Genomic DNA, 12,081 nt, shown 5'->3' on the forward strand with positions numbered 1-12,081 from the left:
CGTGGCGGGTCGCTCCGTCCACACCGTGCTCTTCGACGCCGACGGGCTGCTGCAGCACCCGGCCGCGGGGTGGGCGGAGCGCCTGTCCGGGTTCGACGACGGCGACCCCGAGGGGTTCCTCGTCGCCCTGTGGGAGGCCGAGCGGCCGGCCCTGGAGGGGCGGGAGACGCTGCGTGACAGCGTGACCCGCCTCCTGGCCTCTCGCGGCCTCGACGAGGGACGCGCCGACGAGGTGTGCGCCCTGTGGGACAACATCGAGGTCGACCAGGAGGCCTGGCAGCTCGTGCGCGACGTGGCCGACGCCGGCGTCGCCTGCCACCTCGCGACGAACCAGCAGAGCTACCGCCGGGATCTGATGATCGACCTCGGCTACGGCGACCTCGTCGAGCACGCCTTCTACTCGTGCGACCTCGGGCACGCCAAGCCGGATCCCGAGTACTTCCGGGCGATCCTGGCCCGGTTGGACGCCGGGCCCGACGGCGTCGTCTTCGTCGACGACCGCGTCGACAACGTGGAGGCGGCCCGATCCGTCGGCCTCGACGCCCACGTCCACGACCCGTCGACCGGTGCCGAGGGGCTGCGCGGCGTGCTGCGGGCCGCGGGGGTGCCCGGCGCCTGAGTCGCCGCCCGATCGCCCCGCGGCACCTCCGTGGGGGCCGAGGGCGGTCGGTGAGGGCTCAGGCCCGGGCCCGCGCCAGGACGGCGACGCCCCCGGCCTCGAGGTCGAAGGGTTCCGTGATCTCCCGGCCCGAGACGAGGTCGTGACCGGTGCAGGGGACGCGCACCGCCGCCGGAGCGTGGTTGAGCGCGAACGTCCACGTGGTCGTGCGGTCCGTGCGCCGCACGATCTCGAGCCCGTCGGGCAGGGCGGCGTGGGCGACGCCGGCCGCGTCGAGCACGCCGGCGAGCAGGCCGCGCAGGGTCTCCTCGTCGGGCAGCGTGGAGCAGTACCAGGCGGATCCGCCACCGGGCAGGTCGCGCCGGGTCATCGCCGGGCGGCCGGCCTGGCGCCCGGACGCGTACGAGTCGAGCACCGCCGCCTCGGCCTCGGACGCGAGCGTGACGTGCTCGGTCCAGGCCGAGCCGGAGCCGCCGCCCGCGAGCGCGACGACGTCGCCGGGCAGGAGCGGGTCGAACTCCTCGACGCGCACGCCGAGCAGGTCGGCGAACGCCCCCGGGTACCCGCCCAGGCGGACGTGGTCGTGCTCGTCGACGACGCCCGAGAAGAAGGTGACGAGGACGTGCGCGCCGGCCCGCGCGGCCTGCCCGATGCGCCGGGCGTTCTCGTCGGTCACGAGATAGAGCGTCGGCACGACGAGGACGTCGTAGCCGGACAGGTCGACGTCGGGGTGGAGTAGGTCGGCGCTCACCCCCATCGCGCGCAACGCCCGGTGGATCTCCTGCCCCGTGGTGACCTGGCCCAGCGCGGAGTCCGGCATCGCCGGCCCTTCGGCGGCCCACCGCGCCTGCGTGTCGTGCAGGATCGCCACCGGCGCCTCGACGCGGCTCCCGGCCACCCCACGCAGGCGCCCCAGCACGGCGCCCAGCTCGCACACCTCCCGGAACCGGGCGCTGTCCGCCCCGGCGTGGGGCAGCATCGCCGAGTGCCACTTCTCGGCGCCGGCGCGCGACGCCCGCCACTGGAAGTAGCCGACGGTGTCGGCGCCGCGAGCGACGTGGGCGAGGGAGTCCCGCAGCGTCTGACCCGAGCGCTTGGCCGGGTTCGTCGGCTGCCAGTTGACCGCGGACGTCGAGTGCTCCATGAGCATCCACGGCCCGCCGCCGGCCAGGCCGCGGGTGACGTCGCCGGAGAAGGCGAGCTCGGCGTGACGGTGCGGCAGGGTGTCGACGACGTAGTGGTCGGTCGAGACGACGTCGACGTGCGGGGCCCAGCGGTGGTAGTCGAGGTGGTCGAAGTGCGTCATCGTCATGAAGTTCGTCGTCAGTGGCACGTCGGGCGAGTGTTCGCGCACCGCCGCCGTCTCGGCCCGGAACTGATCGAGGAGGGCGTCGGAGGAGAACCGCCGGTAGTCGAGCACGTGGGTGGGGTTGGCGATCGTCGTCGTGCGCCGCGGCGGGAGGACCTCCTCGAGGTCGCCGTAGCGCTGCGACCAGAACGCGGTGCCCCAGGCGTGGTCGAGGGCGTCGAGGTCGGGGTACCGCCGCGCGAGCCAGACCCGGAATGCGGCGGCGCACGTGTCGCAGTAGCAGGGCAGGTTGTGGCAGGCGTACTCGTTCGAGACGTGCCACATCGCGAGAGCCGGGTGGTCGGCGTAGCGCTGCGCGACGCGCCCGGCCAGGGCCACCGCCTTCTCCCGGAAGACGGGCGACGTCGGGCACCACGCCTGCCGGCTGCCGGGCCACAGGGTGCGGCCGTCGACGTCGACGGGCAGGATCTGCGGGTAGGCGCGGCTCAGCCACGGGGGTGGGGTCGCCGTCGCGGTCGCGAGGTCGACGGCGATCCCGTGCCCGCCTAGGAGGTCCATGACCTCGTCGAGCCACTCGAACTCGTACTCGCCCTCGCGGGGCTCGAGGTGGCTCCAGGAGAAGACGCCCACCGTGACGAAGGTGACGCCGGCCCGCCGCATGAGGTCCACGTCCTGGCGCCACGTCGCGGCGTCCCACTGCTCGGGGTTGTAGTCGCCGCCGTAGCCGATGCCGCCCGCGTTGATCCGCTCCCAGGTCATGGCCGCCACCCTACGGTCGCCGGTGCGGCGCGCGAGGTCCGTGCGTGTCCGGTCTCACGCCCACCGGCCCTGGGCGTCCGGGGTGGTGCGGGCCCACCATGGAGGCATGAGCGATGTCAGCGACGTCATCCGCGAGACCCTCGACGGCCCCTGGGCCCGCGTTCGTGAGCGCGCCCGGACCCAGACCGAGCCCGGGCGGTTCGGGCCGCCCGAGGCCGACCTGCCGATCGAGGAGTACCGCGCCCGGGTCCACGACCAGCTCCTCGACCTCGCCTCCCTCGGATTTGCCGGCCTCGGGCTCTCGGCGGACCAGGAGGGGACCGATCAGGGCGCCTCCGTCACCGCCTTCGAGATGATCGGGCACGGGGACCTCTCGCTCTTCGTCAAGGCGGGGGTCCAGTGGGGGCTGTTCGGCGGGGCGGTGGCGGCGCTCGGCACCGCCCGTCACCACGAGCTCTACCTCGAGCCGATCGCGCAGGCGCGCCTGCTCGGGTGCTTCGCGATGACCGAGACCGGCCACGGTTCGGACGTGCAGTCCCTGCGGACGACGATCACGCACGACCCGGCGACCGACGAGCTCGTCGTGCACACGCCCGACCCGTCGGCGCGCAAGGACTACATCGGCAACGCCGCCCGGGACGGCCGGTTGGCCGCCGTGTTCGGCCAGCTCGTCACCGCCGACGGCACGGGCCACGGGGTCCACTGCGTCCTCGTGCCCATCCGCGACGAGGCCGGCGCCGCGATGCCGGGCGTGCTCATCGGTGACTGCGGAGGCAAGGCGGGCCTGCCCGGGGTCGACAACGGCCGCCTCACGTTCGACCACGTGCGTGTGCCGCGCGCGAACCTCCTCGACCGGTACGGCTCGATCGACGCGGCCGGCGCCTACTCCTCACCCATCGCCTCCGACGGCAAGCGGTTCTTCACCATGCTCGGCACGCTCGTGCGCGGTCGCATCACCGTCGGCGCCGCCGCCGGGTCGGCCACCCGCAACGCGCTGACCCTCGCGGTCGTCTACGGCCTGGCGCGTCGCCAGTTCGCCGGACCCGACGGGCAGGACGTCGTGCTCCTGGACTACCGCGCCCACCAGCGCAAGCTCCTGCCGGCGCTCGCCCGGTCCTACGCGCTCATGCTCGCCCAGAACGAGCTCACGGCCGCGATGCACGAGGTGCTGCACGCCGACGAGCGGGCGGACCGCGGGGGAGCCGAGGGCGTCGAGGGCGAGCACGGCCCCGGGCCGGGGGAGCGGGACCGCCGCCGCCTGGAGACCCGGGCCGCGGCACTGAAGGTGGCGAACACCTCGCACGCGTCGGCGACGATCCAGACGTGCCGCGAGGCCTGCGGCGGCGCGGGCTATCTGTCCTTCAACCGGCTGGGCAAGCTGCGGGCCGACACCGACGTCTTCACGACCTTCGAGGGCGACAACACCGTGCTCCTGCAGCTCGTCGGCAAGAGCCTGCTCACGGCCTACGCCGACCAGTTCGAGGCGATGAACCACGTGCAGGCGGTGGCGGCCGTCGCGCGCCAGGCCGGTGAGGCGTTGCTCGAGCGGACGATCAGCGGCTCCCTCGTGCAGCGCCTCGTCACGGGATCGCGCGGGCGCGACGCCGACGACGCGCTGCGCGACCGCGGGGGCCAGCTCGACCTGTTCACCGATCGTGAGCGGCACGTCCTCGAGACGCTCGCCGGCCGGGTGCGCCGCGCGCGCAAGGACGACCCGCACCAGGCCTGGGAGACGTTCAACGACGCCCAGGAGCACGTGCTCGAGGCGGCCCGCGCCCACATCGACCGGATCCTGCTCGAGGCCTTCGCCGCCGCCGTCGACTCGACCCCCGCCGGGCCGGCCCGGGACCTGCTCGACCTCGTCGGAGACCTCTACGCGGCCTCGACGATCGAGGCGAACCGGGCGTGGTACCTCGAACACGGGCGCATGTCGCCCGAGCAGGCGAAGGACCTGACCCGCCACGTCGACGACCTCCTCGTGGCGGTCCGCCCGCACGTCCGGACGCTCGTCGACGCGTTCGCGATCCCGCGGGAGTGGCTCGTCAGCGACCTCCTCGACCCGCTGACCAGTGAGGAGGTCGCCGCGTCGGTGTCCGCCGGGCCGGCGACCTGAGCCCGGCGGCACAGCCGTCACGAGGACCGGTCGGGTCGAGCGCCGGCCCTGACCGGTCGGACAGGTCGCGCGGTCAGTGGCTCGGGCGGGCCGTGAGCAGGAGGGCGGCGAGCTCGGTGAGGTCGGCGACGGGCAGGTCGCCGTCGTCGCGCCGGAGGGAGGCGATGCGGGCGCCCGCGGCGCGTCCCGCCGCGATCCCCGTGCCGCTGTCCTCGACGACGAGGCAGCGCTCGACGTCGACGCCGAGGCGGGCCGCCCCGAGCCGGTAGCTCGCCGGGTCGGGCTTGCCGAGCTCGACCTCGTCGACGGTGACGAGCTCGGGCACCTCGACGCCGGCTGCGGCGAGCCGGGCCCGCGCCAGGCCGCGGTCGGCGTTGGTCACGACCGCCCAGGGCAGCCCGATCCGGGCCAGGGCGTCGATGAGCTCCGCCGCCCCGACGGCGGCCACGATGCCGTCGGTGTCGGCGGTCTCGCGCCGCAGGTGGACCTGGTTCTCGGCGACGAGCTCCGCGGGGGACAGGTCCGGGCGGAAGCGCCGCATCGTCTCCTCGCCGGTGGCCCCGTGGCAGACGGCGACGACGGCGTCGGGATCGACGTCGTGCTCGAGCGCCCAGCGCCGCCACAGGCGCTCGACGGCGGCGTCGGAGTCGACGAGCGTGCCGTCCATGTCGACGAGCAGGGCGACGACGTCGGTGAGATCGACGTCGGTGAGACGGGGGGCGGTCAAGGGGTCCTCCTGCAGGTGGGCGGTGGTGTCGGCGACGGCGACCGCGGTGCCCGCGGCGATCGCCGGGAGCGAGACGGGGCATACCGCGCGGGTCTCCTCCCGCGGCCGCCGGGTCACGAGGCGCGGCGCAGCGTGACGCTGTGCCACGCCTTGTCGGTGAGGTACCCCAGCGACCGGTACAGGCCCACCGCGGCGGCGTTGTCGGCGTACACCCCCAGGGTGCACACCCCCTCGGCGGCCACGACGCGGCGGGTCAGCGCCGAGCCGACGGCCCGGCCGAGACCGGTCCCGCGCAGGGCCGGGTCGACGACGATGCCGCCGAGGTGCGCCACGCCCGAGGGCAGCCGCTGGATCGTGCCGCAGGCGCGCAGGTCGCCCGCCGCGTCCCGGTGCGCCAGCCAGCCCTCGCTGTGGCCCGTGCCGGGGAATCCCTCGAAGCGCGGGTTGATGCGGGCGCCGAACGCCTGGATCTCGGCGGCGTCGGCGACGTCGTCGAGGGGGACGAGCCGCTCCTCACCGGGCACGCTGTCCGGGACGACGTCGGTCCACATCCAGTCCCAGTCGGCGCCCGCGCCGAGACGCGCGCCCGCCGACGCGATCGCGTCGGCGGCGTCCTCGGCCGCGGCGTCCGTGGCGCCCGGCGTGCCGGTCGATCCGCCGGACCGGACCGCGTCGCCGACCGCGCGGGGGAGGGTGAGGCCACGCACCCGCGCACCCGCCGCCGACCGGCCGCGGAGCACCTCCCCAGCGAGGGTCGCCGCGCCCGGCCCCCAGACCGTCAGGCTCGGCGCCCGACGGGCGGAGGCGCGGACGTAGGCGGCCGCCGCGACGCCGACCCATCCGTCGACCTCCCGCGGCGGGTCGAGGCGGGCGAAGACGTCGCCGGGCACGACCCGTTCCAGGTCGTGCCGGTCGCGCACGGCTCGGATCGTCACCGCCCCAGCATGCGTCACCGTCCGCCGCGGGCGGGCAAGACGCCGCCCGGGGCGATGACCGGCACGGCTCGCACGGTTCGCAGCGCTCGCGCCGGTGCGGGGGCGGTGCGCGGAGCCGAGAGGGTCTCGGCCGGGGCGCGCCGCGCCCCTCGCGCCGACGGGCCGGGCGCGTGCTGCGACGGCCCCCGCGGCGGGACGGAGCACCACCACGCCGAGGCCGCGGCCTGGCCGAGCACGAGCCACCAGATCGGGGTGGTCAGGGCGGTGCTCGCCACGCAGCCCAGGGCGACGAACGCGACGAGGGCGGCGGCCCCCTCGACCCGGGCGGTGACGAGGCGCCGCGCCCGGGGCCGCGACGGGTGCGCCACCGCGGGCCGCCGCCCGCGCCGGCGGGGGCGCAGGCCGAGCGTGAGGACCGCGAGGAGGACGAGCAGGCCCCCGGCGACGAGGACTCCGTACTGCAGGGCCAGCTCCGCGAAGGTGTTGTGCAGCCACGTCCGCGTGCTCACGCCGGGGGAGGGGTCGGCGGCCAGCAGCGGCTCGAAGCTCGCGGCCCCCGTCCCCAGCCCGTCGGAGTCGGCCGCGTAGCGGGCGGCGGCGCGCAGGAGGCCGACGCGCAGACCGTCGGAGCGGGAGGTCCCGGGGTCGGCCGCGGCGGCGATCAATCGCGCCACGGGGTTGCGGGCGGCCAGCGCCGGAAGTGTGAACGCGGCGACGCCGACCGCGACGACGAGCGCGGCCAGAGCCGGGACGAGGAACCGGTGCGGGCGCCGCGCCGACCCCCTGACGGGGCGGCCCTCCCGGCGCCCGGACCGTGCGCCGGCCGCGTGGAGCCCGAACACGACGAGCAGCGCGAGCAGCCCGGCGCGGCTCTCGGTGAGGAGGACGAACCCCGCGCCGAGCGCGGCGAGGGCCACCGCGACACGGCGGCCGGGCGGCCCGGCGTCGCGCCGCCACGCCAGGGTGCCCGAGATCATCGCGGTCAGCGCCACGGCGAAGTCGTTGGGGTTGCGGAAGGCGCCGGCGACGATGGTGCGGCTCGTCTCGGCCCAGCTGTGACCGGCGGGGATCCACAGGTGCGCGTCCGTGACGAGCTCGACGAGGGCGACGCCGCACGAGAGGGCGAGGGCGAGCGCCCACCCGCGCCGCATCGCGACGAGGCCGCTCCACGTGCCGCGCGACGCGGCGGCCACGCCGACCGCGACGGCGAGGCCCGCAACGAGACCGCTCACCTCGGCGCGGCCCTCGGCCGCGTCGGGGGCACGCCCCGACGCGATCGGCACCCACGCGAGGGCGAGCACGGCGAACGCGAGGAGCGCCGAGGGGGCCGGGCGACGCCAGGCGGACCCGCGGGCGGCCCACAGCGCGACGGCGGCGGCCCCGCAGGCGAGCACGGTCGCGAGGTGCGCGGCTATGAGCGGGCGCAGGGTGAGATCTCCGGCCGCGGCCGCCACGACGAACGCGGTGAGGAGCGGCGCGGCGCGGCGCGGGCCGGCGACGGTGCGGTCCCGCCGCCCTCGGGTGGAGAGCATGGGGGCCAGTCTAGGTTTCGGACAAGACTCTCGCCGGGGCGAAGCCCCAGGTCACGGTGCATGTGAGGGGGCCTGCAGGGCAGGCGATCCCGGGCGCACGAGGCTCGGCGACCCGACCCTGTGGGTGCACGTCGGTAGCCTGACGGGCGTGACCGAGCCCGACCTCTTCGCCCCCGCCCCGGACGACGCGCCGAGCGAGGCGACCCGTCCGCCGCTCGCGGTGCGCATGCGGCCCGCCTCGCTCGCGCAGGTGCGGGGCCAGGCCGAGGCGCTGCGACCGGGCAGCCCCCTGCGCCGGCTCGTCGAGGGCGGCGCGGCGGGCGGGGTGGGCCCGGCGTCGGCCATCATCTGGGGACCGCCGGGGACGGGGAAGACCACCCTCGCGCACCTCGTGGCGAAGGCCGAGGGGCGCCGGTTCGTCGAGCTGTCGGCCATCACCGCCGGGGTCAAGGACGTGCGGGCCGCCATGGAGGCCGCCGCCCGGGAACGCGATCTGTACCAGCGGCGCACCGTCCTCTTCCTCGACGAGATCCACCGGTTCACCAAGGCGCAGCAGGACGCGCTCCTGCCCGGGGTCGAGAACGGCGTCGTCATCCTCGTGGCGGCCACGACCGAGAACCCGACCTTCGCCGTCATCGCCCCGCTCCTGTCGCGCTCGATGCTCGTCACGCTCACCTCCCTCACCGACGCCGACGTCGAGGAGGTCGTGCGCGCCGCCCTGACCGAGGAGCGCGGGCTCGACGGTGCCTACGACCTCGCCGACGACGCCCTCGCGCACCTCGTGCGCATGGCCGGCGGGGACGCGCGGCGGGCGCTCACCGCGCTGGAGGCGGCCGCCGGGGTCGCCCTCGACGACCGCCCCGCCGGCCGCGGCGCGCCCGACCGAGACGACCCCGCACCCATCTCGCTCGCCCACGCCGAACAGGCCGTCGAGGTCGCCGCCGTGCGCTACGACCGCGCCGGCGGTCAGCACTACGATGTGGCCAGCGCCTTCATCAAGTCGATGCGCGGCTCGGACGTCGACGCCGCGCTGCACTACCTGGCCCGCATGCTCGAGGCGGGGGAGGACCCCCGCTTCATCGCCCGCCGCATCGTCATCAGCGCGAGCGAGGAGATCGCCATGGCCGACCCGACGGCCCTGCAGACGGCCGTCGCCGCCATGCACGCCGTCGCGCAGATCGGGATGCCCGAGGCCCGGCTCATCCTCGCCCAGGCGGTGGTCCACAACTGCCTCGCGCCCAAGTCGAACGCCGTCTACACGGCGATCGGGGCGGCCATCGCCGACGTGCGGGCCGGCAAGGGCGGCGCCGTCCCGGCCCCGCTGCGGGGGACGGCGACCGCCCGCAAGGCGGGGACGCCGGGCCGCCCGGGCGAACGGCCGGGTGAGTACGTATACGCCCACGACGAGACCGACTCGGTCGCCGCGCAGCAGTACCTGCCCGACGACCTCGCCGGGGCCGACTACTACCACCCCAAGGCCCGCGGCTTCGAGGAGCGCATGGTCGAGCGCTGGCGGTGGCTCCGTGGGCGGATCCGCAGGCGGCCCGGCTGATCTCCGACGCAGGCCCGGGTGTTCGGGCCCTCTCCGTGACGGCCTTCTCGAACCCGAGGTGCGCAGGACCCGGACGCGTCAGGTGGGCCGGCCCCGGACGCGTCCGGGCACGCCGACGCAGCCCGCCCCTCGTGCTGTCGGGGACGGGCGGTGCTGGTCGGGTCGGCCGCGCGGACTCGGGTCGCGCGGACTTAGCCGGTCGGGTCGTCGCGGTGGCGCCGGAACGCCTCCTGCGCCTCCGGGGAGGCGGGGTCGAGGGTGGTGTCGTCGTCGGAGCTCTCGGCGGTGAGCCGCTCCTTGAGCGATCCGGCCGACTCGCGGACCTCGTGGGCGGCGGTGGCGAGACCACCGGCCACCTTGTCGAGCAGGCCGTCGCCGGGCGCCTTCTCGCCGGCGACGTGCGCCTCGATGCGCTCGAGCCGCGTCGTCGCCGCGTCGCCCGAGACGTCGACCGTCTCGATGACCTGACGCACCTGCGCGTGATGGCAGGCGCTGCGGTGGGCTCCGAGGCCGTCGGGCCGGTCGACGAGCTCCGGCACGTCGGTGGTGCAGATCTCCGTGGCCTTCCAGCAGCGCGTGTGGAACCGGCACCCCGACGGGGGGTTCGCGGGCGACGGGACGTCGCCCTTGAGCATGATCTGCTCGCGATGGCCCCGCAGGGTCGGGTCGGGCACCGGCACCGCCGACAGGAGCGCCTGCGTGTACGGGTGGGTCGGCCGCTCGTAGATCTCGTCCTCGGTGCCGAACTCCGCCATCTTGCCGAGGTACATGACCCCGACCCGGTCGGAGATGTGCCGCACCACCGACAGGTCGTGGGCGATGAAGACGTAGGCGAGCCCCATCTCCTTCTGCAGCCGACCCATGAGGTTGACGACCTGCGCCTGCACCGACACGTCGAGCGCCGAGACGGGCTCGTCGCAGATGAGGACCTTCGGTTTGAGCGCGATGCCGCGGGCGATCCCGATGCGCTGACGCTGCCCGCCCGAGAACTGGTGCGGGTAGCGGTTGATGTGCTCGGGGCTGAGACCGACGAGCTCGAGGAGCTCCTCGACGGCCTGGCGCCGGCCGCGCCGCGGCACGACGTCGGGGTGGATCTCGAAGGGCTCGCCGACGATGTCCCCGACCGTCTTGCGCGGGTTGAGCGACGTGTACGGGTCCTGGAAGACGATCTGGATGTCGCGGCGCAGCCGGCGCATCTCGGACCCGCTCTTCGAGAACAGGTCGACGCCGTCGAAGTCGACCGTGCCGCTCGTCGGTTCCTCGAGCCGCATGAGCAGCCGGCCGAGGGTCGACTTGCCGCAGCCCGACTCGCCGACGATGCCGAGCGTCTCGCCGCGGCGCAGCTCGAAGCTCACGCCGTCGACGGCCTTGACGTGGCCCACCGTCCGGCGCAGGACGCCACCCTTGATGGGGTAGTGCTTGACCAGGTCCTTGGCGACCAGGATCGGGTCGGTGGCGGTGTCAGCCACGGTGGACCTCCTCGCTGAAGTGGCAGGCGCTCTCGCGGCCGGGGGCGGCACCGACGACCGCGGTGAGCTCCGGGCGGTCGCGTCGGCAGACGTCCTGGACGAAGCGGCACCGCGGGTGGAACTCGCACCCGCTGGGCAGTCGCAGCAGGTTGGGCGGGAGACCGCCGATGGCCGAGAGCTCCTGGCCCTTCTGGTCGAGCCGCGGGATCGACTCGAGCAGCCCGAGCGTGTACGGGTGGGCGGGTCGGCGGTACAGCTCGAGGACGTCGGCGCGCTCCATGATCCGCCCGCAGTACATGACGGCGATGCGGTCGGCGACGTCGGCGACGACCCCGAGGTCGTGCGTGATGAGGATGAGCCCCATCTGGCGCTCCTCCTGCAGCTCGGCGAGCAGCGCCATGATCTGGGCCTGCACCGTCACGTCGAGTGCGGTCGTCGGCTCGTCGGCGATGAGCACCGCCGGGTCGAGGGCGATGGCCATCGCGATCATGATGCGCTGACGCATCCCGCCCGAGAACTGGTGGGGGAACGCCCGGACGCGCTGCTTGGCCGCCGGGATCTGCACGCGTTCCATGAGCCGGACGGCCTGCGCCGTGGCGTCGGACTTGTTCATGCCCCGGTGCTTGCGGAACATCTCGGCGATCTGCCAGCCGACCGGGAAGACCGGGTTCAGCGAGCTGAGCGCGTCCTGGAAGATCATCGAGATCTCGGGGCCACGGGTCTTGCGCCGCTGCTCGTCGGGCATCGTGAGCAGGTCCTGGCCGCAGTAGCGGATGGCCCCTCGGGGAATCTTCGCGGGCGGCATGTCGAGGATGCCCATGATCGCCTGCGCGGTCACGGACTTGCCGGAGCCCGACTCGCCAAGGATGGCCAGGGTCTCGCCGGCGTGCAGGTCGAAGTTCACGCCGTTGATGGCCCGGGCGACGCCGTCCTCGGTGTGGAACTCGACGTGGAGGTCGTCGACCTCGAGGAGCAGGCCGTCGGGGCCGGGCCGGTAGTCGGAGGCGGTGGCCTGCGCGTCGCGGCGGCCGCGGGGCTGGGTGGTGGTCGTCATCGGTTCGCTTCC

At 75.1% G+C, this 12,081-nt stretch carries 9 protein-coding genes; 3 read left to right on the forward strand and 6 right to left on the reverse strand.

The annotated features are described in order from the left end of the window. Position 1 precedes the first annotated feature (1 nt). Positions 2–619 (forward strand): HAD family hydrolase, encoded by a 618-nt coding sequence (locus tag ICW24_RS05890; RefSeq protein WP_226344793.1) that lies wholly within the window; start codon positions 2–4, stop codon positions 617–619. 58 nt (positions 620–677) lie between these two features. Here the strand turns inward: ICW24_RS05890 and ICW24_RS05895 are convergent, their stop codons facing one another. Beyond that, positions 678–2,687, reverse strand: a complete 2,010-nt coding sequence (locus ICW24_RS05895) for a beta-galactosidase (protein WP_226344794.1) — start codon at positions 2,685–2,687, stop codon at positions 678–680. Positions 2,688–2,793: 106 nt separating this feature from the next. Here ICW24_RS05895 and ICW24_RS05900 point away from each other — a divergent pair, with 106 nt between their 5' ends. Continuing rightward, positions 2,794–4,800: an acyl-CoA dehydrogenase family protein gene (locus tag ICW24_RS05900; RefSeq protein ID WP_226344795.1), complete on the forward strand. Its 2,007-nt coding sequence runs from the start codon at positions 2,794–2,796 to the stop codon at positions 4,798–4,800. Positions 4,801–4,873: 73 nt separating this feature from the next. Here ICW24_RS05900 and ICW24_RS05905 read toward each other — a convergent pair whose 3' ends face one another. From ICW24_RS05905 to ICW24_RS05915, 3 genes are all read right to left on the reverse strand, one after another. Beyond that, complete coding sequence (locus ICW24_RS05905) at positions 4,874–5,527, reverse strand: HAD-IA family hydrolase (RefSeq protein ID WP_226344796.1); 654 nt, start codon at positions 5,525–5,527, stop codon at positions 4,874–4,876. Between the two features lie 113 nt (positions 5,528–5,640). Beyond that, positions 5,641–6,462 (reverse strand): GNAT family N-acetyltransferase, encoded by an 822-nt coding sequence (locus tag ICW24_RS19640; protein WP_226344797.1) that lies wholly within the window; start codon positions 6,460–6,462, stop codon positions 5,641–5,643. 14 nt (positions 6,463–6,476) lie between these two features. After that, positions 6,477–7,994 (reverse strand): O-antigen ligase family protein, encoded by a 1,518-nt coding sequence (locus ICW24_RS05915; RefSeq protein WP_226344798.1) that lies wholly within the window; start codon positions 7,992–7,994, stop codon positions 6,477–6,479. Positions 7,995–8,142: 148 nt separating this feature from the next. On the opposite strand from ICW24_RS05915, the gene ICW24_RS05920 reads away from it, so the two are divergent. Next, a complete protein-coding gene (locus tag ICW24_RS05920; protein WP_226344799.1) occupies positions 8,143–9,546 on the forward strand; it encodes a replication-associated recombination protein A in 1,404 nt (467 codons plus the stop codon). Positions 9,547–9,737: 191 nt separating this feature from the next. Here ICW24_RS05920 and ICW24_RS05925 read toward each other — a convergent pair whose 3' ends face one another. Further along, positions 9,738–11,015 (reverse strand): ABC transporter ATP-binding protein, encoded by a 1,278-nt coding sequence (locus ICW24_RS05925; RefSeq protein WP_226344800.1) that lies wholly within the window; start codon positions 11,013–11,015, stop codon positions 9,738–9,740. Beyond that, positions 11,008–12,069 (reverse strand): ABC transporter ATP-binding protein, encoded by a 1,062-nt coding sequence (locus tag ICW24_RS05930; protein WP_226344801.1) that lies wholly within the window; start codon positions 12,067–12,069, stop codon positions 11,008–11,010. Before ICW24_RS05930 ends, ICW24_RS05925 begins: the two co-directional genes overlap by 8 nt. Positions 12,070–12,081 lie beyond the last annotated feature (12 nt).

This window comes from Agilicoccus flavus, assembly GCF_014857905.1.
GTDB classification, from domain to species: domain Bacteria; phylum Actinomycetota; class Actinomycetes; order Actinomycetales; family Dermatophilaceae; genus Agilicoccus; species Agilicoccus flavus.